Source organism: Collinsella aerofaciens (assembly GCF_015556945.1).
In the GTDB taxonomy this organism is placed as follows: Bacteria; Actinomycetota; Coriobacteriia; order Coriobacteriales; family Coriobacteriaceae; genus Collinsella; species Collinsella aerofaciens_AO.
Window position 1 is genome coordinate 62,078 of record NZ_JADNNH010000004.1, and the last position, 22,603, is coordinate 84,680.

Here is a 22,603-nt window from a genome sequence, read left to right on the forward strand (position 1 = left end):
GCAAAAAACCGTGCTAAAAACTAGCAGACGGCGTAGTCCTGGGGCTCGCGGCCGTAGTAGGCGTCCAGGTAGAGCTCCTTGATCTCGCTCATGAGCGGGTAGCGCGGGTTAGCGCCGGTGCACTGGTCGTTGAATGCCTGCTCGGTCATCTCGTCGAGGGTGTCGAGGAAGTACTGCTCGTCAACACCGTAGTCGGCGATGGTCTTCTTGACACCGATGAAGTCCTTGAGCTCCTCGAGCTTCGTGATGAAGTTCTCGAAGACCTCCTTGTCGTCCTTGCCCTCGATGCCGCAGTACTTGGCCATCTCGGCGTAGTTGTGCAGCGCGTTGGGGTAAGGATACTGGGAGAAGGTACCCATCTTGACGGGAGCCTCGGCGGCGTTGTAGCGCATGACGCGGGTCAGGATGACGGCGTTAGCGATGCCGTGGGGCAGGTGATGGAAAGCGCCGAGCTTGTGAGCCATGGAGTGGTTGAGGCCCAGGAAGGCGTTGGCGAAGGCCATACCGGCCATGCAGGAGGCGTTGTGCATCTCCTCGCGGGCGTGCGGGTCCTTGGCGCCGTTCGTGAAGCTGGAGGGCAGGTTCTCAAAGACGAGCTTGGCAGCGCGCTCGGAGAGGCCCTTGGTGTAGTCGGAAGCCATGATGGAGACGTAGGACTCGATGGCGTGGGTCATGACGTCGATGCCGGAGGCAGCGGTCAGGCCGCGCGGGGCGGTCATGCAGTTGTCGGCGTCGACGATAGCCATGTTGGGGAGCAGCGCGTAGTCGGCGAGCGGCCACTTGATGCCGGTCTCCTTGTCGGTGATGATGGCGAACGGCGTGCACTCGGAGCCGGTACCCGAAGAGGTCGGGACGGCGACGAAGTAGGCCTTCTTGCCCATCTCGGGGAAGGTGAAGATACGCTTGCGGATGTCCATGAAGTCCATGGCCATGTCCTCAAACTTGCACTCGGGGTGCTCGTACATCATCCACATGATCTTGCCGGCGTCCATAGCGGAGCCACCGCCGACGGCGATGATGACGTCCGGCTCAAAGAGAGCCATCTGCTTGGCGCCGCGACGTGCGCACTGCAGCGACGGATCGGGCTCGACGTCGTAGAAGCAGTCGTGGGCGATGCCCATCTCGTCGAGCTTGGCCTCGATGGCGCGGGTGTTGCCATTCTTGAAGAGGAACTGGTCGGTGACGATGAAGGCGCGCTTCTTGCCCATGACGTTGCCAAGCTCGTCGAGGGCGACGGGCGTGGAACCCTTCTTGAAGTAGACCTTCTCGGGAGCGCGGAACCACAGCATGTTCTCACGGCGCTCGGCCACAGTCTTAACGTTGATCAAGTGCTTCACCCCAACGTTCTCGGAGACGGAGTTGCCGCCCCAGGAGCCGCAGCCCAGGGTCAGAGACGGCTTCATGCCAAAGTTGTACAGGTCACCGATGCCGCCGTGCGAGGACGGGGTGTTGATGACGATACGGCAGGCCTTCATGACGTGCTCGAACAGGCTGATCTTCTCGGCCTGGGCAGGGTGCACGTACAGAGAGGCGGTGTGGCCCGGGCCACCGGCGAGCACCAGGTGCTCGGCCTTGTCGACGGCCTCCTGGAAGTCCTTGGCGTGATACATGGCCAGGACCGGGGAGAGCTTCTCGTGGGAGAACTCCTCCTTGGCGGGGTCGGTGGAGGTGACCTCGGCGATCAGGATCTTGGTCTTGGCAGGAACCTCGATGCCGGCGAGCTCGGCGATCTTGGCGGCAGCCATGCCGGGGATGCGGTGATCGAGGGCGCCGTTCTTGAACATGGCGGCACGCAGGGCCTCCATCTCGGCACCCTGCTTGACGAAGTAGCAGCCGCGCTTCTGGAACTCGGCCTTAACCTGGTCATAGATGGTGTCGATGACGGTCACGGACTGCTCGGAAGCGCAGATCATGCCGTTGTCGAAGGTCTTGGAGTGGATGATGGAGTTGACGGCGAGCAGCACGTCAGCGGTGTCGTCGATGACGACCGGGGTGTTACCGGCGCCAACGCCCAGGGCGGGCTTGCCCGAGGAGTAGGCGGCCTTGACCATGCCCGGGCCACCGGTGGCGAGGATGATGTCGACGTCGCGCATGACCATGTTGGTCAGCTCGATGGAGGGGACATCGACCCAGCCGATGATGCCCTCGGGGGCGCCGGCCTTGACGGCGGCGTCAAGCACGAGCTTGGCGGCGGCGATGGTGCACTTGGCGGCAGCCGGGTGCGGGGAGATGATGATGGCGTTGCGGGTCTTCAGGCTGATCAGCGTCTTGAAGATCGCGGTGGAGGTGGGGTTGGTCGTCGGGATGACGGCGCCCACGATGCCGATGGGCTCGGCGATCTTGGTGATGCCGTAAGCCTCGTCGCGCTCCAGGACACCACAGGTCTTGGTGTTCTTGTAAGCGTTGTAGATGTACTCTGCGGCGTAGTGGTTCTTGATGACCTTGTCCTCAAGAACGCCGCGGCCGGTCTCCTCGATGGCCATCTTCGCCAACGGGATACGAGCCTTGTTGGCGGCCATGGCGGCCTCATAGAAGATCTTGTCGACCTGCTCCTGCGTGTACGTAGCAAAAAGCGCCTGGGCCTCTCGCATCTGAGCGAGCTTAGCCTCAAGCGCCTCTACGTTGTCCACAATTGCGGGAGTAGTGTTTTCCGGTGACTTTTTCACCATTTGTGTCTCCTTGCGATCGGAGATTTACCCTACAAGATGCATGATAGCAAGAAATAAATCGGTGAACGGTCAGATTCCCGTAAAAGACAAACTAAAACGCTTCAATAAACTGAAACGTTTTAACTAAAACTACTTGCCTGCTCCACCGCCCCGCTCATTGGGGACAGGCTTACATGAGTGCTTTCACTCATTTGGGACAGACATCGTTTTGCCATTTTGCCGTTCTGGGCCTTTTTGCCGCTCATTGGATATAAATAGATCACAGGCTCAGCATTTCGCGTTCCTTCTCTCCTTTTAGGTGTTGCCTGTTCAGTTTTTGAAAGGAGAGATTATGCCCCGATGCGCCCGCGCCGTTTCGCTCACCGGCTATTACCACGTCTTTGACCGTGGCAACTCCAAACAGATTATTTTTGAAGATGACTCTGACCGATATCGTTTCTTATCGGACATCTCGGACAGGTTTGCACGCCATAAAGTGGCAGTGTTGGCTTGGTGCCTTATGGACAACCACTTCCATTTGATGGTTGATGACCCATATGACAACCTTTCAAAGGCAATGCAGTGCGCACTGACGGCGTATGCTAAGTATTTCAATGGGAAAACGGGAAGAACGGGCCATCTGTTTGACAATCGCTATTCGCGTGTTGCGGTTGAGTCGGACACACAGGCGGTGCAGCTACTCGATTATATCCATCTCAATCCTGTGAAAGGTGCGATCGACTCTCTCGAAGCATACCGCTGGTCAAGCTTTAGGGCATACCAGCTGGGCTACGATCCCTTTGACATCTGTGACGCGGCCCCTATGCTCGATATTGTCGGGGGGTCTCGTCGCTATTGTGAGCATCTTAAGGAAGTTGCCGGGCGGATCTGGTCAGTTGAGATTCTTCCACGCCGACGGATCCTCGATGAGGATGCTCTTTCCGTTGCGCGCGAAGTCCTTCCGAGCATAGATCCTGCGCTGCTCAAGGCCCTGCCACGCCCCGATCGTGATGCGTGTCTGCTGAGGCTTAGGCGGGCACATCTCACGGTCAAGCAAATTGCCCGTATCACCGGCATCGGCGCTACAAGCGTAACCAAGGCCACCGCGGGCTGGAACGAGGCGGCGTGAGGCAGGGGCCGAACCGCTGCTGGCATGCGTTACGTCTGTCCCCAATGCGTGAAAACACTCATGTAAGTCTGTCCCCAATGAGTGCAAAAAGGCGCCCTCCGTAGGGGAGGGCGCCTTTGGTAAGTTCTATATGAACGCGAGGTCTTTGACCCGGAGAGTCCGAGGTACTTGTTGGTAAGACCTTATTTAGGAGCGCGCAACCTTGCCAGACTTGAGGCAGGTGGAGCAAACGTTCATCTTGCGACGGTGACCATCGACGACGACGTAGACGCGCTGGATGTTGGGGCGGAACTTACGGTTGGTGACGCGGTGAGAGTGGCTGATGGAGCGACCGGCAACGGGGTGCTTACCGCAAACTTCGCAAACTTTGGACATAACTGACCCTCCTTGGGCGACAAACGAACATGTCGCGTTAACAAACAAGCCTGAACTATAGCACAGAAGCAGCTCCCTGTGCGTAATCTACACAGAGATATTCCTCTTTTGGCGATAGTGCTCACGCCACGGCCCTGGACGTAGATCCGATTTGCGTGCAGCAGAGGGGATTATGCCAGCTCGTGCGTGCGTTTTCAAGCTCGTCCCACAAATATATATAGGTTTATGGAGCATTGGGCTCCGTTTACGGATTGCTCTGTATTTATGCTCGCAATTAAGCTCGAGGTTGGCTACACTATCCCTTGACCATTAAAGGGGTACGAGATACCCACATGGAATTACATTGCTGCCAAAGAGCAGCCCTTCCTGTGGGTGTCTGGTCCGCTTTGAGCGGTCGGGCATCTATTTTTTTGACTGTGTCAGCAGTCAAGACATGTGAGGAAGGAGATCGATGGGCACGACTTCCCCCAAGGCGGTCATCATGGACGAGACCGCCGTCAACCGAGCGATGACCCGCATCGCGCACGAGATTCTCGAGCGCAACGAGGGCTGTGAAGACCTCGCTCTGGTCGGCATCGTCACGCGCGGCGACCTTCTGGCAAAGAAGCTCGTCGAGGAGATCAAGGAGATCGAGGGCGTCGACGTTCCGCTCGGCAGCCTGGACATCAGCTTCTACCGCGATGACTATGCGACCAATTTCGCTCCCGCGATCCACGCTACCAACATTCCCTTCAGCGTCGACGGCAAGCGCGTCGTGCTGGTGGACGACATCCTGTATACGGGTCGTACCATCCGCGCCGCTCTCGACGCCGTTATGGACCTGGGCCGTCCGAGCCGCATTGAGCTGGCAGTCCTCGTTGACCGCGGCCACCGCGAGCTCCCCATCTCGCCGGACTTTGTCGGCAAGAACGTTCCCTCGTCGCATGAGGAGAACGTGCACCTATATATGAAGGAAGTCGACGGCCACACCGCTGTCGAGATTAACGACGTCGCGCCGGGTTCCCACGTGGGCTCCGCGCCGCTGGGAGGTGAGTAGTACCGTGGCGTTCAACCATAAGCACCTGATCGACATTACCGAGTACTCCGAAGAGGATATCAAGCTCATCCTCGAGACCGCCAAGGCGTTCTCCGAGGTCAACGAGCGTGCGATCAAGAAGGTCCCCACGCTCAAGGGCAAGACCATCGTCAACATGTTCAACGAGCCCTCGACGCGTACCCGCAGCTCCTTCGAGCTCGCCGAGAAGCGTCTTTCGGCCGACAGCCTCAACTTTGGCGGCTCCTCGACCTCCACGGTCAAGGGCGAGAGCCTCGTCGATACCGTCGAGACCCTCAACGCCTACAAGATCGACTGCATCGTCGTGCGCGACAAGCACGCCGGCGCGCCCTACATCGTCACGCAGAACTCGCCCGCGAGCGTTATCTGCGCCGGCGATGGCAAGCATAACCACCCCACGCAGGCCCTGCTCGACCTGTACACCATCTGGGAGCACAAGGGTGACTTCCACGGTCTGAAGGTCGCCGTCGTCGGCGACATCTCCCACTCCCGTGTCTGCGGCTCGCTGATCCCCGCCCTTAAGATCATGGGCTGCGAGACCTACGCCGTCGCCCCCGGCACGCTGCTGCCGCCGGCACCCGAGGTCCTTGGCTGCGACCACGTGACGAGCGACCTCGATTCCGTCCTGCCCGAGCTGGACGTCGTCTACATGCTGCGCGTGCAGCAGGAGCGCCTCGAGGGTGCCCCGTTCCCGACCATTCGCGAGTACCACAGGCTCTTCGGCCTGACCAAGGACCGCGAGAAGCTCATGAAGCCCGATGCGATCATCTGCCACCCGGGCCCCATCAACCGCGGCGTCGAGTTCGACTCCTATATGGCCGACCACCCGCAACGCTCCGTCATCCTGGAGCAGGTCTACGCCGGTATCTGCGTGCGTATGGCTATCCTGTATCTGCTGCTTGGAGGTGCCGATAATGGCCTTGCTTCTTAAGAATGCCCACGTCGTCGACCCGTCCGTCGAGCTTGACGGTGTCGTTGACGTCCTGATTGACGGCGACAAGATCGCCGAGGTCGGCGAGAATCTCGCCGTCGAGGGAGCCGAGGTCCGCGACCTTTCCGGCAAGTACCTCGTCCCCGGTCTGGTGGATATGCACGTGCATCTGCGCGAGCCCGGCTACGAGGTCAAAGAGGACATCGAGAGCGGTACCCGCGCAGCTGCCAAGGGCGGCTTTACCGGCGTGTGCTCCATGCCCAACACCGATCCCGTCACCGATAACGGCACCGTCGTGGAGTTCGTCAAGTCCCGTGCTGCCGAGGTCGGCCACTGCCGCGTCTATCCGTCGGGCGCCATGACCCGCGGTCTTAAGGGCGAGGCCATGTCCGAGATGGGCGATATGGTCGCCCACGGCGCCGTCGCCTTCACCGATGACGGTCGCGGCGTGCAGGGCGCGGGCATGCTCCGTCGCTGCATGGACTACGGCAAGATGTTCGGCAAGGTCTTCATGAGCCACTGCCAGGACGAGGACCTGGTCGGCCACGGCCAGATCAACGAGGGCAAGGTCTCGACCCGTCTGGCCCTCGAGGGTTGGCCGGCTGCCGGCGAGGAGCTCCAGATCGCCCGCGACATCGAGATCGCCAAGCTGACCGGTGCCAAGCTGCACATCCAGCACATCTCCACCGCTCACGGTCTCGAGCTCGTGCGTGCCGGTAAGGCCGCTGGCGTTCAGGTGACCTGCGAGGCCACCCCGCACCACATGTTCCTGACCGAGAACGACCTGGACGAGACCTACAACACCTCGCTCAAGGTCAATCCGCCGCTGCGCACCGACGAGGACGCCGAGGCCATCCGTCAGGGCGTCATCGACGGTACCGTCGACGTTATCGTCACCGATCACGCTCCCCACACCCCGTGGGAGAAGGCTCGCGAGTTCGAGCTTGCGCCCTTTGGCATGATCGGTCTCGAGACCTCGCTGTCGCTCGTGCTCACCGAGCTGGTCAACACGGGCAAGATGAGCATGGGCCGCATGGTCGAGCTCATGGCCATCAAGCCGCGTGAGATCCTGGGCCTCGACCAGGTTCAGGTCAAGGCGGGCTCCGTTGCCGACCTGACTGTCTTCGACGCGTCCGCCACCTGGACGGTCGGCGAGGACGGCTACGAGTCGCGCGCCGAGAACTCCGGTTTCGCCGGCCGCACGCTTACCGGTCGTGCCACCGATGTGTTTGTCGGCGGTAAGCAGACGCTCGCCGACGGCTGCATCTGCTAGCATAGCCTTATCGCTTTTGTGCGCGGCGCCCTTGCGGTGCCGCGCTTTCTGTTCGTTTGGACCATGCAACCGCATGGGGGATTGGAGCGTCTATGCCCACACCTTCCACTGCACGCATGCACGACTTCGAGGTCGTCTCGAACCAGGAGATCGCCGACGGCATCTTCTCGCTCGTCATCTCGGCCCCCAAGCTTGCAAGTGCGCTCAAGCCCGGTCAGTTTGTGAACATCGCCGTGCCCGGCGATGCGTCCTCGCTGCTTCGCGTGCCTCTGAGCTTCTATCGCGCCGACGCCCAGGCCGGCACCGTCGAGCTGTGGTACGCCGTCGTGGGCGACGACACCCGTCGTCTGTCGCAGATGGCCCCCGGCTCCAAGTCCAACCTGTTGGGCCCTGGCGGCCGCGGCTGGCTTGTTCCCGAGGGCACCAGGAAGGCGCTGCTCGTGGCGGGCGGCATCGGCGTTCCGCCCGTGCTGTGCCTCGCCGGCATGCTTGCCGAGCAGGGCGTGGATGTCGACGTTTGCCTGGGCTTTGGCACCGCTTCCAAGGCCGTGGGTGTCGATGAGTTCCGCGCGCTGGGCGCCACGGTTAACGTGTGCACCGATGATGGCACGCTCGGCATGCACGGTTTTTGCACCGATCCTGCCGCCGAGCTGCTCGGCGAGGGCGGCTACGACTACGTCGCCAGCTGCGGCCCCGCCGTCATGATGAAGAAGGTCGCCGCCGCTGCCGCCGAGGCCGGTGCGTACTGCGAGGTGTCGCTCGAGCGCATGATGAGCTGCGGCTTTGGCGCCTGCAACACCTGCAATGTCGAGACGGTCGACGGTATGAAGGGTGCTTGCATGTGCGGCCCCGTGTTCGATGCTTCCAAGGTGGTGGTCTTCTAGTGGGTACCGTGAACATGGCCGTCGATTTCGGCGGCGTCAAGATGCAGAACCCCATCAACACCGCAGCCGGTACCTTTGGCTACGGTTGGCAGTTCCAGAACTTCTTTGATGTTTCCCAGCTGGGCGCCATCACCACCAAGGGTTGCGCTGCCGAGCCCTGGCCCGGCAACCCCGCGCCCCGCATGGCCGAGATCCCCGGCGGTATGATCAACTCCGTGGGCCTTCAGAACCCCGGCGTGGCCGCCTTTGCCCGCGAGTCCGGTCCGTGGCTCGAGCAGCTTTCCAAGGACGGCTGCCAGGTCATCTGTCAGGTTGCCGGCCACTCCGTTGACGAGTTTGTCCGCGCACTCGAGATGTATGTCGAGCTGTGCCCCTGGGCTGCCGGCTACGAGATCAACGTGAGCTGCCCCAATATCGCCGCCGGCGGTGCCGCCATGGGCTCCACGCCCGAGGGCGCCTCTTCCGTTATGGCTGCCTGCCGCAAGGTGACCGATAAGCCTCTGTTCGTGAAGATGGCGCCGGTCAACGTCGCCGAGATCGCCAAGGCCCTCGAGGCTGCCGGCGCCGACGGCCTTTCGGTCATCAACTCCATCCAGGGCATGGCCATCGACGTCCATACCCGCAAGTCCCGCGTGGCCAAGCCCAAGGGCGGCCTTTCGGGCCCGCTGTGTCATCACATCGCCGTGCGCATGGTCTGGGAGGTTGCCCAGGCCGTCGATATCCCCATCAACGGTGTCGGCGGTGTCATGACCGGTGAGGATGCGGCCGAGTTTATCCTGGCCGGCGCCACCTGCGTGTCGGTCGGTATGGCCAACTTCGTCGATCCGTGCGCTTCGCTCAAGATCGCGCATGAGCTCGAGGCCTGGGCCGAGTCCCAGGGCGTGAAGGACATCAACGAACTGGTAGGTGCTTTCGAATGCTAGAGACCGATGCCCGCGACCGCGTGATCGTCGCTCTCGACTGCGACCGTGAGCGTGCGCTCGAGCTCGCCCACGAGCTTTCGGGCCATGCCGCCTGGCTCAAGGTTGGCATGACGCTCTATTACGCCGAGGGTCCTGAGATCGTCAAGACGTTCAAGGACCTGGGCTTTAAGGTCTTCCTTGACCTTAAGTTCCATGACATTCCGCATCAGGTTCGCGGTGCCGCCCGCTCGGCCTCGCTTGCCGGTGCCGATCTGCTTTCGGTCCACGGCTTGGGTTCGGGCGCCATGCTCGCTGCCTGCCGCGAGGGCGCCGAGGAGGCGCGCGAGGACCGCGCCAAGCTCGTCGCCATCACCGTGCTCACGAGCATGAACCAGGATGCCTTGAGCGAGATCGGCGTCGAGTCGCCCGTGGCCGAGGAGGCCGCCCGCCTGGCAAAGCTCGCTCAGGCCAACGGCATCGACGGTATCGTGTGCTCGCCGATGGAGGCTCACGACATGCGTGAGCTGCTGGGTCCCGATGCCCTGATCGTGACTCCGGGCGTGCGTCCGGTGGGTGCCGCCCTTGGTGACCAGTCCCGCGTGGCGACGCCTTCCCAGGCTATCGAGCGGGGCGCAAGCCACATTGTGGTGGGCCGTCCCATCACCGGCGCCGACGATCCGGTTGCCGCCTTTGACGCTATTGTCGCTGAGCTGGTCGAAAACGTCGCCTAAAAGATTCCCCTAAGTCACCACTTTTGGGTCTCATTAGCACAAAATAGCCCCTGTGCCTGCGTAAACTTTCCCATCCTTTGTGTGGAATCGCAGGTCAGGGGCTTAACTTTGGGCGCAGTATATTGCACTTTTTGCGGGTATCGTCTAACCTATGGAGCCGCGATTGGGCATTTTGTACGTTCTACGTGCTAAAATGCCAATTATTGAATCAGATATAACCCAACTTTTTGGAGGTACGAATGGCACTCCCTCAGCTTACCGATGAGCAGCGCAAGCAGGCTCTTGAGAAGGCTGCTGCCGCACGTCACGCCCGCGCTGAGCTTCGCGAGCAGATCAAGAAGGGCGAGAAGTCCCTCGAGTCCGTGCTCAACTCCGATGACCCCATCGCTTCCCGCATGAAGGTTTCCACCCTCATCGAGTCTCTCCCTGGTTATGGCAAGGCCAAGGCCGCCAAGATCATGGAGGAGCTCGGTATCTCCGCTACCCGTCGCGTCCAGGGCCTCGGCGTCCGTCAGCGCGAGCAGCTCCTCGAGCAGCTGACCAAATAAGTGAGCGCTCAGGATTCCAAGCTCTTTGTGATTTCTGGACCGTCAGGCGCAGGCAAGGGTACGCTCGTCACTCGTGTGCGCGAGCGCCGCTCGAACCTGGGCCTGACGGTTTCGGCTACCACGCGAGCACCACGCAAAGGTGAGGTCGACGGCGTCAACTACTTTTTTCTGACGCGTGAGGAGTTCGACCGCCGCGTGGCAAACGGTGAGTTTGTTGAGTGGGCCGAGGTCCACGGTAACTGCTACGGCACGTTGGTGAGCGAGGTCACATCCAAGCTCGCCTCGGGCGCGTCTCTGATTCTGGAGATCGATGTCCAGGGTGCCCTGCAGGTGAAGGAGCGTTTCCCCGAGGCCGTGCTGATCTTTATCAAGCCGCCTTCGCTCGAGGTGCTTCGCGAGCGTCTAGTCGGTCGCGGTACCGAGACGCCCGAGACGATTGAGCTGCGTATGGCAAACGCCGCCGATGAGCTTGCCCTTGCCGACCGCTACGACGACGTCGTGGTTAATGACGATCTCGACCGCGCGACCGATGAGCTCGTTCGCGTTCTCGATATGCATGAAAGGATCTGAGGTCCGTGTCCGTTGTAAAGCCTTGCATTGACGATCTTCTGGAGAAGACCGATCACAACCGCTTCCTGCTTGCTTCGCTTGCCTCCAAGCGCGCCTGCGACATTAACAGCATGCTGCGTGGCCAGCACAACCGCGTGCTTGCCGTCCAGGATGTCGATGACATCACCATCGGGCTTTCCGGTGCCGATACCATCTCGATGGCTATGGACGAGATTGTCGACGGCGACATCTCTTACGACGAGGCCCGTTACGAGAAGGCGCTCGGCCACAAGGTTGCTGAAGCCTAAATGGCGGCTCGCGTCTGCCTGGTCCACTATCACGAGGTTGGACTGAAGGGTAAGAACCGCGCACATTTTGAGCATATCCTCATGGATAACATCAAGGCGGCCTTGGCCGCCTTTTCCGTGAATGCCGTGTCTCGAATTTCCGGTTATATCCTCGTGACCTTTAACGAGCATCAGGCCGACGATGCGGCGCGTGTCATTCGCACCGTTCCCGGCGTTGCTCGCGTGTCTTTGGCGTATCACACCAATCGCGACCCTCAGGAGTACTGTGCCGCCGCCGTCAAGGCGCTGCGCGAGTTTGGTTCCTTCGATTCGTTTAAGGTGCATGCCAAGCGCTCCAATACCGACTATGAGCTCACCTCGATTGACATCAATCGTCAGGTGGGCGAGGTGCTGTGTGAGGCCTTCCCCGATAAAAAGGTTCAAATGCACGACCCCGATGCCATGGTGCACGTACTGGTGGTTCAGGGTAGCGTTTATGTGTACGCGCGCTCCGAGCGCGGCGTGGGCGGTCTGCCGGTGGGTTCTGCCGGCAAGGTCGTGACGCTGCTGTCGTCGGGTATCGATTCTCCGGTGGCGACTTGGATGCTCGCGCGTCGCGGTGCGGTGTGCGTGCCGGTACATTTCTCCGGTCGTCCGCAGACGCCCGATACGAGCGAGTATTTGGTGCAGGACATCATCCGTGCGCTTGAGCCGGGTGTCCAGATCGGCCGCCTGTACGTGGTGCCGTTTGGCGACTGCCAGCGTGAGATTTCGGTCACCTGTCCCAGCAACCTGCGCGTGATCATGTATCGCCGCATTATGTATTCGGTTGCCGAGCGCATTGCACACATCGAGGGCGCCAAGGCCATCGTTACGGGTGAATCGCTTGGGCAGGTTGCCTCCCAAACGCTTGAGAACATCATGGCCGTCAACGAGGCCGTGAAGATCCCCGTGTTCCGTCCTCTCATCGGTTCGGACAAGCAGGAGATCATCGCGCGCGCCGAGGAGATCGGTACGTTCGATATCTCGACTGAGGCCGCTCCCGACTGCTGCACGCTGTTTATGCCGCGCCGTCCCGAGACGCACGCTAAACTCGATGCCGTGCATGAGGCCTGGGAGCTGTTCGATCACGAGGAGATGATCGAGCGCCTGCTCAAGCAGACCGAGTACATCGACTTCGAGAGCAACACGTATAAGGCCCCTAAGACCTTAAAACGTAAACATTCGGAGCTTGCTCCGCGTGAGATTTACCAAGATCACGAGTAAATTTGTGCATAGACCGACGATGCGCTTGCATCGTCGGTCTTTTGCTATCTGGGCATTTTGCGACTAAGTGCTCATTTGCTGACGTGTGCCTGAATAAATGGACATTATTTCGCAAGGTTTTGGTCGGCTTTTGGTTTGACCGCGAAAACCGGTTTTGGAGAATGGCTGTTGCAGGGCTCTTTTCCTGACACGATGTTGTTGGGAGGTTTTGCTATGGCGCAGCGCGAACAACACGAACGGGTCAAACGGATGGACCGCTTGGCGGACAAGCTGCTCGGTCATAAGGCAGTGGTGATGGCGATACTGGTCGTCATTGCGATGGCGAGTGGACTGGCGATGGCGAACCTTGGCGGCGGTGCCGGCAGTGTGTCGTTTGAGCACACTGATGGTTCGGGTTCGTTAGTGGAGCCGGGATCCGGCGATGCCTCGAGCGGAAAGACATCCGAAGGCTCTTCGCCTAAGGCGTCTGCCGCGGCAGAGGTTTATGTCGATGTTGATGGCGCCGTTGTGTCGCCCGGTGTATATCGTCTCAAGGACGGCGCGCGGGTGGCTCAGGCGATTGATGCCGCCGGCGGGCTGGCGCCCGAGGCAGACGTTACGGGGCTCAATCGGGCATCTAAGGTCGTCGATGGACAGAAGATTCACGTTCCAACGGTAGGGGAGCAGCAGGCGTCCATTGCGGAAGTTGGTGTTGATGGTGGGGCTTCCGCATCATCGGGCGTGAGTGGCGCAACAGGCCTAGTAAATATCAATACGGCAAGCGCGGCAGAGCTGCAGACGCTCTCTGGCATCGGTCCCTCCATGGCCCAGTCGATTATCGATGAGCGGACAAAGAACGGTGCTTTTGCCTCGGTTGACGATCTGATGCGTGTGTCGGGAATCGGCGAGAAGAAGCTTGCCAAAATCAAAGATTCCATCTGCGTATGAGTGCGACCGAGCGCGAGCATGTGATGCCTCCGCGGCCTCTGATGCCGTGGACGATGGCCCTGTGTGCCGGCATGTGCATGAGCTGCGCCTTGGTGCTCAACGTGGCCGCCGATGCGCTGCTGTGGGAGCGGGCTTCGGCGGTCGGGCCGCTATGGGCCATTCCCGTTACGGCGGCGGTATTCGTTGTGCTGGCTCAATCTTGTGCGCGGCTTGCCCCTTGGAAGCGGTGGCTGTATGCCGCGTCCGTCGGTCTCGTGGCGGGAGCGGTCGTCTCGGCGTGGTGGGCTGTGGGCGTGCTAAGCGCCTCGAAGGCGCTCGACGGTCGAGCGGCAAGCAGCCTTGAGTTTGTCGTGCAGGGTGACCCATCCATAAACGACGACGTGTATTCCTATACCTGCGAGGCACGCGCGGACGGTAAGAACTTGGCAATGGTTCGCCTATCGTGCGACCTCGAGCTCAAGGTCGGGGCGCACGTGCGTGTTATCGGTCGCGTTTCACGTTTTGAGAACGATGCGTATGGACGATCGCGCGTGCTCCGAGGCGAGGTGCGCAAGGTTAAAGTCGTTCGGATTTTGTCGGTCGATGAGGACTCTCCGGGGCCGCTTCTTCGGATGCGAAATGGGCTGCTTGCGTCCATCGCGCCTGCGACCGACCCGGCGCGTGCACTTATAGCCGGTGTCGTCTGCGGTCGTTCGGCCGAGCTGCGCGCCCAGCCGGCGGGCGACTGGTTTTCGGTGACGGGAACGGCGCATCTTATCGCCGTCTCGGGCAGCCACTTGGCAATCGTGGGGTTTGTAATCGAGGGTGTATTGCAAAAGACTCGGTGCTCACGCGGTCTTCAACGGGCGATATTGGCGATAACGCTTGTGGGCTACGCTGCCTTTACGGGCGCGTCTCCCTCGGCCGTGCGCGCGTGCTGCATGGTGTTCGCGACGCTTGTCGTAAACGGCGCGGGGCGGCGCCAGCATGGCGCATCGGCGCTCTTCGTAACCATGTCCATCTTTGTGCTGCTGCGGCCGACGGTTCTGTTCGAGATGGGCTTTCAGCTTTCATGTGCCAGCGTCTTAGCCATTCTGTGCTTTTGCCCCTATGCGACCTACGCTTTGGGTGAGCTGGGTGTGCCATCAGACGTTGCCAGCATGCTTTCCGTCACGCTGTGCTCGCAACTGGCGACACTTCCCATTACCATTCCTGCCTTCGGTACGTTCTCGCTCATTGCTCCGCTGGCAAATGCGGTCATCGGTCCGGTGGTGAGCGTACTGCTTGCCGTGTCGATCGTGCTGGTTCCCTTTTCGCTCGTGGCACCGTTGCGGACTTGGGCGCTCGTTGTGCCCATGATTGCCTCCCGTTGCGTGCTGTTCTTCGAGCAGCTGTTTGCCGCCGTGCCGGGTGCATCCGTGAGCGTGCCGCCCGATAGCATGTGGATTTATCTAGTGCCGTGTTTGCTGGCGGTGCTGCTGGTCTGGTGGCCGCGTCCCCGTGCACGTCCTGTGGCGGTGGGGCTTGCATGTCTGGTGTTCCTGGCTGCGATTCCGTACGTCTACTGGGATCGATTCGCTCCGCCTTCTGTGACGGTGCTCGATGTGGGCCAGGCCGATGCGATTCTTATCCGCCAGGGCGGTGCAGTGGCACTCGTCGACTGCGGGCTCGACGAGCGCGTGGTGGCGGCGTTGGTTCGCAATAACGTGCACCATATCGATGCCGTCTTTGTGACGCATTGGGATGAGGATCACTGGGGTGGTCTGCCTGCCGTGCTCGAACAGTTTTCGGTCGGTACGATTGCCGTGGCGGCGGATGCGCTGGAGGATGCTCCTGCCGAGGTATTGAACCGACCTGGCGTGGAGTATCGGCAGGTGCGCCGTGGGGATACGGTCGATATCGGCTCATTTTGCGCCCGCGTGATGTGGCCATTCGAGTCCGTGGATGGCGAGGGAAATGAGGGCTCGCTTGTCCTGCTGCTCTCATATGTTCAGGAAGGCAAGGGCCTGCGTATGCTCCTCACCGGTGATGCCGAGATCGACCAAGAACGGGAATTCGTGCAGGAGGTGGGGGATATCGACGTACTTAAACTTGGGCATCACGGCTCTAAGGTTTCAGTCGATGATGAGTTGCTGGACGTCCTGAAGCCCGAGCTTTCCCTCGCGAGTGCGGGCGAGGGGAATCGATACGGCCATCCGTCCGATGCCTGCATCGATGCCGTTAAGGAAGCGGGCGGCGTGTTCGCGTGCACTATCGAACACGGCGACATTACCGTCACGCCGACTGCGAATGGCTTTGCGATGCGATGCCAGCGACCGTGACGACGTCGTTGGCGTGTGGTGGGCCCCTGGGCTAGAATGGCACGGAGCGAATACGAAGGCCTGCGGGAGGGGAGCGCAATGTCCGAAACCGGTCTGCTGCCGGCATATCTGATCGTCGGTACCGACGGAGTCAAGCGCGATCACGCCGTCTCGCGTATGAAAGCGCGTCTGGAAAAGTCGGGCATGGTCGAGTTCAACCTCGACGAGCGCGATATGACCAAAGACCCCGATATCGAGTCGATTATCGGATCGCTCAACACCTTTCCCATGGGCAGCGAGTTTCGCCTGGTAATCCTTGATGGCTGCTCAAAGCTCGCCAAGTCGGTCTCGGAGCCGCTCGTCGAGTATCTGGCGAGTCCCAGTCCCACAACGGTCTGCCTCATCATCGCCGACTCGCTTGCCAAGAACACGCGCCTGTATAAGGCGATCGCCAAGATCGACAAGAAGGCTGTGATCGATTGCTCCGGCACCAAGCGCTGGGAGCTACCGCGCCGCGTGCAGCAGATGGCGACGCAGCACGGCAAGTCGATCACGACGGCGGCCGCCGAGGAACTCGTCTCGCGTTCGGGTGAAAACACTCGCATGCTCGATAACGACTTGGCTAAGCTTGCCCAGATGGTCGAGGTGCCCCAGATTGAGCTTGCCGACGTTGAGCGCTGGATTGTACGTACGGCCGAGGTTCAACCCTGGGACTTTCTCAATGCGGTCTCGGCCCGTGACATGCGACGCTCGCTCGAGCTCTTCAATCTACTGCCCGCCAAGAGCTACGTGTGGACTTACACATTGCTGTGCGGCCGCATCCGCGAGCTTATCGTTGCCAAGGCGCTCGATGCGCGCGGACAGGGTCGTGAGCTGGCCGCAACACTTAAGCTCCAGTCCTGGCAGGTCAAGAATCACCTGACCTGGGCACGTCGCTTTTCGATGGCAGAGCTCGTTGCCGCGCTCGAGGGCGCGGTCGATGTGGAGCTCGCACTGAAGGGTTCGGCCGATTCTCAGACCGCGCTTTTGCTCTGGATTACGAACATCTTGAGAAAATCGTGATGATACCTGCCTATTTGACAAATTCGTTCTATCCCTTTGAGGGAGAGCGTGCTATAGTAGGCGCTTGCATGACCTCACCGTGTCTCAGAGGTGTCATACATTTTTTGCAAGGAACTCGAAAGGAACTCCAGAAGTGGCAAACATCAAGTCTCAGAAGAAGCGTATCCGCACCAATGAGGCAGCTCGCATGCGTAACAAGGCTGTCAAGTCCGAGCTCAAGACGCTGACCAAGCACGTCCAGTCCGCCGTCGCCGAGGGCGACGCCGAGAAGGCCCAGGCTGCCCTCAAGACCGTCACCAAGCGTCTCGACATGGCTGCCGCCAAGCATGTTATCCACAAGAACCAGGCTTCCAACCGCAAGTCCGGTCTTGCCAAGCTCGTGAACAGCATCAACGCCTAAGTTGTAAATTTCACACCACACAGATTACGCGCATAAATGGAGCCTGTTTTATGGAACAGGCTCCATTTTTTGTATCGCTCGGGTAAGATAGTCCGCATGAATACTTCAATTGACATTTCCCACATCCGCAACTTCTCAATTGTTGCGCACATCGACCATGGCAAGTCCACGATCAGTGACCGTATCCTCGAGCTCACCCATACCGTCGACGAGCGCGACATGGAGTCGCAGCTGCTCGACACCATGGATATCGAGCGCGAGCGCGGCATCACGATCAAGTCCAACGCCGTCCGCGTGTCCTATGACGCCGACGACGGCGAGACGTATCAGTTCAACCTCATCGATACGCCGGGCCACGTGGACTTTACCTATGAGGTCTCGCGTTCGCTGGCCGCCTGCGAGGGCGCGGTGCTCGTCGTCGATGCCACCCAGGGTGTCGAGGCGCAGACCGTCTCCAATGCGACGCTCGCCATGAACGCCAATCTGGACATTGTGCCGGCCATCAACAAGATCGACCTGCCCTCGGCCCATCCCGATGAGGTCAAGACCGAGATCGAGGATGACTTGGCGATCCCTGCCGATGATGCCGTGTGTGTCTCGGGCAAGACCGGAGAGGGCATCCACGATCTGCTGGAGTCCATTGTCTTTTTGATCTCTCCGCCCAAGGGCGATGCGAACGCGCCGCTCAAGGCACTCATCCTGGATTCGTACTTCGACGAGTATCGTGGTGTCGTCGCCACGGTGCGCATCTTTGACGGTTCCATCAAAAAGGGCGATACCCTGCGCATGATGCAGGCAAAGGGTGACTTTTTGGTCGATGGCGTGGGCGTCAAGCGTCCCGCCGAGACTCCGGTCGATGCGCTGACGGTCGGCGAGGTGGGCTACGTGGTCACGGGCCTGAAGGACCCCGAGGCCGTGCGCGTGGGCGATACCCTCACGTGGGCGTCGAATCCCTGCCCCGAGCCGCTTCCCGGCTACCGCGAGGCCAAGCCCATGGTCTATACGGGCCTGTTCCCGATCGATAACAAGGACTACGAGAACCTGCGTGACGCGCTCGATAAGCTGCACGTCAACGACCCGTCGTTGGTATGGGAGCCCGAGACCTCGGTGGCGCTCGGCTTTGGCTTCCGCGTGGGCTTCCTGGGCCTGCTGCACATGGAAGTCGTTAAGGAACGCCTGGAGCGCGAGTTCAACTTGGACCTCATTGCCACGAGTCCCTCGGTCGACTATCACGTCTACAAGACCGACGGCGAGATGATCGATGTCCGCAGCCCGCAGGACCTTCCCGAGGCCACGCGCATCGAGCGTATCGAGGAACCCTACCTCAAGGCAAAGATCATCTGCCCGCCTGAGTACACGGGCGCCGTCATGCAGCTCGCCATCGAGCACCGCGGCGTTACGACCGACATGATCCACCTGACGAGCAAATCGGTCGAGATGCGCTTTGATATGCCGCTTGCCGAGCTCATCTTGGACTTCTTTGATCAGCTCAAGAGCCGCACTAAGGGCTATGCCTCGCTCGACTACGAGTTCAACGAGTATCGTCCTTCCGAGCTTGTGAAGCTCGATATCTTGCTTTCGGGCGATGAGGTGGACGCGCTGTCGTTTATCGTGCACAAGGACAAGGCCTATGGCCTGGCCCGCGGTCTGTGCGACAAGCTCAAGGAGATCATCCCGCGTCAGCTGTTTGAGGTGCCCATCCAGGGTGCTATCGGCAACAAGATCATTGCCCGCTCCACCGTCAAGGCGCGTCGCAAGGACGTGCTTGCCAAGTGCTACGGCGGCGATATTTCGCGTAAGCGCAAACTGCTCGAGAAGCAGAAAGAGGGCAAGAAGCGCATGAAAGCCATCGGCTCGGTCGAGGTCCCGCAGGAGGCCTTTATGGCGATTCTCAAGGTGGACGAGTAGGCCTATGGCGCTTTCCGAATACAGCGAGCGGTTGCTGGGCGCCTATGCCGAGCAACCGTTCCTTATGGCTCCCATGGCGGGCGTGACCGACCCTGCCTACCGCATCATGTGCCGCCGCCGCGGTGCCAACCTTGCCTACAGCGAGATGGTGAGCGTGGCAGGCCTTGCCTATGCCAGCAACAAAACGTGGCGCCTGGTGCTGCCGGCCGACGAGGAGCAGCAGATTTGTGTGCAGCTCTTTGGCTCCAAGCCCGATCAGTTTGCGAGTGCCGTCGCCGCCGTCGAGGAGCGCGTTGGCGATCGCCTGTCGCTCATCGATATCAATATGGCATGCCCCGCCCGCAAGGTCGTTACCAAGGGCGAGGGCTCGGCGCTCATGCGCACGCCCGATTTGGCCGAGAAGATCGTCGAGGCGGCGGTGGGCGCGGCGCATGTACCCGTGACCGTCAAGATTCGCAAAGGCTTTTATGCCGAGGACCGTAATGCCGCGACGTTTGCCCAGATGCTCGAAGGCGCCGGTGCCGCCGCGGTGGCGGTGCATGGCCGCTGCGCCACGCAGCTCTATACGGGCCAGGCCGATTGGTCGGTCGTCGATGAGGTTGCCGACGCCGTTGAGATTCCCGTGATCGGTTCGGGCGACGTGTTTACCGCCGAGGATGCCGCGGAGCATCTGCGCAACTCGGGCGCCAGCGCGGTGTTTATCGCGCGCGGTATCTACGGGAACCCGTGGGTGTTTGGCGATGCTCGCGCCCTTGCGCTCGATGGCATACCGGTGCCGGTTCGCAGCTCCGTCGAGCGCCTGGACGCCCTGCGTGAGCACCTAACGCTGACACATGAGCTCCTGCCGCTTATGTCGCGTGCCCGTACGTACGCAAGCTGGTACTTAAAAGGCATGCCCCATGCCGCCGCTTGGCGTGCCCATGTGGTGCGCTGCTCCACGTATGAGGAGTTTATGGTGCTGGTCGATGAGATCGAGCATGATGCGGTGGCCTGCGAGGCCGCCCTTGCCGCTGGCAAGTCGGTGCCTGCTCATCCGCTGGAGGCTTAAGGGTGGCCGTTACCGCGCTGTACGTGCACGTGCCGTTCTGTGCCCAAAAGTGCCGCTACTGCGACTTCGACTCGCGCAGTTTTGCTCCGTGCGACCTGAGCGCTGCGCTCGATGCCTATTTTGAGCAGTTGTTCGCGCGCCTCGATGCTTTTGGCAAGGCTGGTGCCCTTGACCAGACCCGCACCGTCTATGTTGGCGGCGGTACGCCGTCGCTGGCGGGGGAGCGCCTGGTGGAGCTGGCGCGGCGTATTCGTGCGTGGTGCGCCCCCGTTGAGTTTACCTGCGAGGCCAATCCCGAGTCGCTGACCGCCGAGCTTGCTACTGCACTTGTCAAGGTTGGTGTCACACGCGTCTCTCTGGGCGTGCAAACGCTCGATAACATCGAACTTACTGCCATCGGCCGTATTCACGATGCCGATCGGGCGCTCGCCGCCATCGCGACGGTCAAGAACGCTGGGCTTGATGTGTCGTGCGACCTTATGTGCGGACTTCCCGGGCAAACCGCAACGAGTTGGAATCGCACGCTCGTTGGCGTGCTGGCGGCGGCTCCGCATCATGTGTCGGTCTACCCGCTCACGCTCGAGGAGGGGACGCCCCTTTATCGCATGGCGTGCCGTGACGAGTCGCTCGAGCCTGATGAGGATTTTCAGGCCGCATGCATGGACGTGGCACGCGAGCTCCTGGGTGCCGCCGGCTATCACCCGTATGAGGTGGCGAGTTACGCGCTCGACGGCCATGAGTGCGCCCATAACATTGCCTACTGGACCGGACGGGGCTACCTGGGCCTGGGTCGTTCTGCCGCGGGCATGCTCGACGCCGAGGATTTCGACCGTCTTGCAGGTTTGTTCCCCGGTGTATCTTCTCGAGGCGATGCGTACCGCGTGCGTCTGGTGCAACGTGACGATGACGCGACGGCGTTCGAGGCCGAATATCTCTCGCAGCGCGAGGCTGCGGCCGAAGACCTGATGCTTGCTTGTCGCATGACGCGCGGTGTCGCGTCCGACCTGTTGGTTCGCGCGGCTCGTGTCATCCCGGCCGATGGGCTGACAGCCGCTTGCGATCGCGCGCTCGAATTAGGTCTTGCCACTTGGGTGCCCGAGACGCTCGGGGTCCATGAGGGACCCTTCACTTCGGCAGATGTCGTCGCGGGCCATGTTCGAGCTCGTTTAGCACCGACACACCTGGGCTGGCTCGATGGAAATGTTCTGTTCGAGCTGTTTTGGGATCTAGCTTAGGCCGCTCGGGTAGAATTACCGGAATATATACGCTGCTGTGAGCAGGAGGTTGCCGCGCATGGCGACGATGAACGAAAAAGATTATTACGAGATTCTGGGTGTCTCCAAGGACGCTACCTCGCGTGATATACAGAAGGCCTTCCAGCAAAAGGCCCGCAAGCTCCATCCGGACGTCAACAAAGAGCCGGATGCCGAGGAAAAGTTTAAAGAGGTTTCCGAGGCCTACGCCGTGCTTTCGGATGAGCAAAAACGTGCGCGCTACGACGCCATGCGTTCTAGCAATCCCTTTGCCGGTGCTCCTACAGCTTCGCCCTATGGTGGCGGCTACGCCGGCAACACGGGCTATGGCAATCCCTTTGAGGGCGGCTTTCCCTTTGGTGGCGCCTGGGGCCAGCAGCGTCGCGGCCAGGCTGCCTACAATCCCGAGAACGGCGCCAACGTGGTCGTCGATATCAAACTGGACGCCAAGGAGGCCAAGGGCGGTGCCCGCAAGACCGTCCGCTATACGCGCTTCGATACCTGTGGTCACTGCGGCGGCTCGGGTTCTGTCTCCTCCGAGCATGCCCATACCTGCCCAAGCTGTGGCGGCCGCGGCCACATCGACGTCGACCTGTCCTTCCTGTTTGGTGCGGGCACGTTCCAGTCGGTCTGCCCCGAGTGCGGCGGTTCCGGTAAGGTCGTGGCAGACCCCTGCCCTGATTGCGGTGGCAGCGGTCGTACTCGCGTAACCTCCGAGCAGACGATTGAGTTTCCTGCCGGCACGCACGATGGCGACGAGGTCCGCATTAGCGGCATGGGTCATGCTGGCACCAACGGTGCCGCGGGCGGCGACCTGGTGGGCCGCGCCCATGTTGAGGCCGAGCGCTTGGAAGGCAAAGCTCGTACCGGTTTTTACCTGATGGGCATCGTGGCGCCGTTTTTGGTACTCTCGGCCATCTCGGGCGTGTTCTCTGCCTTTGCCGTGATGTGCTTTATTCCGTTTACCATGGGCCTGTTCATGGTGCTTTCGGACGGCGTGCTTCATCGCAGCTTGCTGTGGTGGAAGCGCGGTGCGATGCAGTTTGCCAACGGTTTTGCCAACGGCTTCATGTTCGCGCTCGTGTCGGTTTGGTTCGCGAGCTGCTCGCAACGGGCCATGCTTTCGCCGTACCAAATGCAATAACATCA

At 60.8% G+C, this 22,603-nt stretch carries 21 protein-coding genes; 19 read left to right on the forward strand and 2 right to left on the reverse strand.

Annotated elements, in window-relative coordinates; all coding sequences use genetic code 11:
* Window positions 1-20: 20 nt before the first annotated feature.
* Window positions 21-2,669, reverse strand: coding sequence for a bifunctional acetaldehyde-CoA/alcohol dehydrogenase (gene adhE / locus I2F59_RS02225; RefSeq protein ID WP_117716641.1), 2,649 nt, complete (start codon window positions 2,667-2,669; stop codon window positions 21-23).
* A 331-nt stretch (window positions 2,670-3,000) separates the two neighbouring features.
* Between adhE and I2F59_RS02230 the strand changes: the two genes are divergently transcribed.
* Complete coding sequence (locus I2F59_RS02230; protein WP_161144695.1) at window positions 3,001-3,777, forward strand: transposase; 777 nt, start codon at window positions 3,001-3,003, stop codon at window positions 3,775-3,777.
* A gap of 186 nt (window positions 3,778-3,963) precedes the next feature.
* On the opposite strand, the gene rpmB is transcribed toward I2F59_RS02230, so the two are convergent.
* The gene (gene rpmB / locus I2F59_RS02235; RefSeq protein WP_022094725.1) at window positions 3,964-4,152 is read right to left on the reverse strand and encodes a 50S ribosomal protein L28; all 189 of its coding nucleotides are present in this window, start codon (window positions 4,150-4,152) and stop codon (window positions 3,964-3,966) included.
* Window positions 4,153-4,603: 451 nt separating this feature from the next.
* Between rpmB and pyrR the strand changes: the two genes are divergently transcribed.
* The 18 genes from pyrR to I2F59_RS02325 all read left to right on the forward strand — a co-directional run bounded on the left by pyrR (window position 4,604) and on the right by I2F59_RS02325 (window position 22,598).
* Window positions 4,604-5,188, forward strand: coding sequence for a bifunctional pyr operon transcriptional regulator/uracil phosphoribosyltransferase PyrR (pyrR, locus tag I2F59_RS02240; RefSeq protein ID WP_161144696.1), 585 nt, complete (start codon window positions 4,604-4,606; stop codon window positions 5,186-5,188).
* 4 nt (window positions 5,189-5,192) lie between these two features.
* Complete coding sequence (locus tag I2F59_RS02245; protein ID WP_195503118.1) at window positions 5,193-6,137, forward strand: aspartate carbamoyltransferase catalytic subunit; 945 nt, start codon at window positions 5,193-5,195, stop codon at window positions 6,135-6,137.
* Window positions 6,121-7,410, forward strand: a complete 1,290-nt coding sequence (locus I2F59_RS02250; protein ID WP_161144698.1) for a dihydroorotase — start codon at window positions 6,121-6,123, stop codon at window positions 7,408-7,410. The genes I2F59_RS02245 and I2F59_RS02250 overlap by 17 nt, the downstream gene beginning before the upstream one ends.
* Before the next feature lie 116 nt (window positions 7,411-7,526).
* Entirely contained in the window at window positions 7,527-8,294 is a 768-nt protein-coding gene (locus I2F59_RS02255; protein ID WP_161144713.1) for a dihydroorotate dehydrogenase electron transfer subunit, read from the forward strand.
* Between the two features lie 14 nt (window positions 8,295-8,308).
* Window positions 8,309-9,217, forward strand: coding sequence for a dihydroorotate dehydrogenase (locus I2F59_RS02260; RefSeq protein WP_006236128.1), 909 nt, complete (start codon window positions 8,309-8,311; stop codon window positions 9,215-9,217).
* Window positions 9,211-9,927 carry an orotidine-5'-phosphate decarboxylase gene (gene pyrF, locus I2F59_RS02265; RefSeq protein WP_035138533.1) on the forward strand — a complete coding sequence of 239 codons (717 nt, stop codon included), beginning with the start codon at window positions 9,211-9,213 and terminating at the stop codon, window positions 9,925-9,927. Before I2F59_RS02260 ends, pyrF begins: the two co-directional genes overlap by 7 nt.
* Window positions 9,928-10,166: 239 nt before the next feature.
* The gene (mihF, locus tag I2F59_RS02270; protein WP_006236130.1) at window positions 10,167-10,475 is read left to right on the forward strand and encodes an integration host factor, actinobacterial type; all 309 of its coding nucleotides are present in this window, start codon (window positions 10,167-10,169) and stop codon (window positions 10,473-10,475) included.
* Window positions 10,476-11,045, forward strand: coding sequence for a guanylate kinase (gene gmk / locus I2F59_RS02275; protein ID WP_006236131.1), 570 nt, complete (start codon window positions 10,476-10,478; stop codon window positions 11,043-11,045).
* A 5-nt stretch (window positions 11,046-11,050) separates the two neighbouring features.
* Entirely contained in the window at window positions 11,051-11,332 is a 282-nt protein-coding gene (locus I2F59_RS02280) for a DNA-directed RNA polymerase subunit omega (RefSeq protein WP_035138532.1), read from the forward strand.
* Entirely contained in the window at window positions 11,333-12,577 is a 1,245-nt protein-coding gene (thiI, locus tag I2F59_RS02285; RefSeq protein WP_118289040.1) for a tRNA uracil 4-sulfurtransferase ThiI, read from the forward strand.
* A gap of 135 nt (window positions 12,578-12,712) precedes the next feature.
* On the forward strand, window positions 12,713-13,504 hold the full coding sequence (locus tag I2F59_RS02290; RefSeq protein ID WP_229065283.1) for a helix-hairpin-helix domain-containing protein: 792 nt from the start codon (window positions 12,713-12,715) through the stop codon (window positions 13,502-13,504).
* Window positions 13,501-15,804, forward strand: a complete 2,304-nt coding sequence (locus I2F59_RS02295; RefSeq protein WP_195503119.1) for a DNA internalization-related competence protein ComEC/Rec2 — start codon at window positions 13,501-13,503, stop codon at window positions 15,802-15,804. Before I2F59_RS02290 ends, I2F59_RS02295 begins: the two co-directional genes overlap by 4 nt.
* A gap of 78 nt (window positions 15,805-15,882) precedes the next feature.
* Window positions 15,883-16,845 (forward strand): DNA polymerase III subunit delta, encoded by a 963-nt coding sequence (gene holA / locus I2F59_RS02300; RefSeq protein ID WP_161144700.1) that lies wholly within the window; start codon window positions 15,883-15,885, stop codon window positions 16,843-16,845.
* A 133-nt stretch (window positions 16,846-16,978) separates the two neighbouring features.
* Window positions 16,979-17,245: a 30S ribosomal protein S20 gene (rpsT, locus tag I2F59_RS02305; RefSeq protein WP_022094714.1), complete on the forward strand. Its 267-nt coding sequence runs from the start codon at window positions 16,979-16,981 to the stop codon at window positions 17,243-17,245.
* A 96-nt stretch (window positions 17,246-17,341) separates the two neighbouring features.
* On the forward strand, window positions 17,342-19,153 hold the full coding sequence (gene lepA, locus I2F59_RS02310) for a translation elongation factor 4 (protein ID WP_055285150.1): 1,812 nt from the start codon (window positions 17,342-17,344) through the stop codon (window positions 19,151-19,153).
* Window positions 19,154-19,157: 4 nt separating this feature from the next.
* The gene (dusB, locus tag I2F59_RS02315; protein WP_161144701.1) at window positions 19,158-20,201 is read left to right on the forward strand and encodes a tRNA dihydrouridine synthase DusB; all 1,044 of its coding nucleotides are present in this window, start codon (window positions 19,158-19,160) and stop codon (window positions 20,199-20,201) included.
* Window positions 20,202-20,203: 2 nt separating this feature from the next.
* Window positions 20,204-21,436 carry a radical SAM family heme chaperone HemW gene (gene hemW, locus I2F59_RS02320; protein ID WP_161144702.1) on the forward strand — a complete coding sequence of 411 codons (1,233 nt, stop codon included), beginning with the start codon at window positions 20,204-20,206 and terminating at the stop codon, window positions 21,434-21,436.
* A gap of 58 nt (window positions 21,437-21,494) precedes the next feature.
* The gene (locus tag I2F59_RS02325) at window positions 21,495-22,598 is read left to right on the forward strand and encodes a DnaJ domain-containing protein (RefSeq protein ID WP_192923879.1); all 1,104 of its coding nucleotides are present in this window, start codon (window positions 21,495-21,497) and stop codon (window positions 22,596-22,598) included.
* The last annotated feature ends 5 nt before the right edge of the window (window positions 22,599-22,603 follow it).

Coding starts and splice junctions, on each gene's coding strand:
- adhE (WP_117716641.1), bottom strand. CDS start 2,669: ATGGTGAAAAAGTCACCGGAAAACACTACTCCCGCAATTGTGGACAAC.
- I2F59_RS02230 (WP_161144695.1), top strand. CDS start 3,001: ATGCCCCGATGCGCCCGCGCCGTTTCGCTCACCGGCTATTACCACGTC.
- rpmB (WP_022094725.1), bottom strand. CDS start 4,152: ATGTCCAAAGTTTGCGAAGTTTGCGGTAAGCACCCCGTTGCCGGTCGC.
- pyrR (WP_161144696.1), top strand. CDS start 4,604: ATGGGCACGACTTCCCCCAAGGCGGTCATCATGGACGAGACCGCCGTC.
- I2F59_RS02250 (WP_161144698.1), top strand. CDS start 6,121: ATGGCCTTGCTTCTTAAGAATGCCCACGTCGTCGACCCGTCCGTCGAG.
- I2F59_RS02255 (WP_161144713.1), top strand. CDS start 7,527: ATGCACGACTTCGAGGTCGTCTCGAACCAGGAGATCGCCGACGGCATC.
- I2F59_RS02260 (WP_006236128.1), top strand. CDS start 8,309: ATGGCCGTCGATTTCGGCGGCGTCAAGATGCAGAACCCCATCAACACC.
- pyrF (WP_035138533.1), top strand. CDS start 9,211: ATGCTAGAGACCGATGCCCGCGACCGCGTGATCGTCGCTCTCGACTGC.
- mihF (WP_006236130.1), top strand. CDS start 10,167: ATGGCACTCCCTCAGCTTACCGATGAGCAGCGCAAGCAGGCTCTTGAG.
- thiI (WP_118289040.1), top strand. CDS start 11,333: ATGGCGGCTCGCGTCTGCCTGGTCCACTATCACGAGGTTGGACTGAAG.
- I2F59_RS02295 (WP_195503119.1), top strand. CDS start 13,501: ATGAGTGCGACCGAGCGCGAGCATGTGATGCCTCCGCGGCCTCTGATG.
- holA (WP_161144700.1), top strand. CDS start 15,883: ATGTCCGAAACCGGTCTGCTGCCGGCATATCTGATCGTCGGTACCGAC.
- lepA (WP_055285150.1), top strand. CDS start 17,342: ATGAATACTTCAATTGACATTTCCCACATCCGCAACTTCTCAATTGTT.
- dusB (WP_161144701.1), top strand. CDS start 19,158: ATGGCGCTTTCCGAATACAGCGAGCGGTTGCTGGGCGCCTATGCCGAG.
- I2F59_RS02325 (WP_192923879.1), top strand. CDS start 21,495: ATGGCGACGATGAACGAAAAAGATTATTACGAGATTCTGGGTGTCTCC.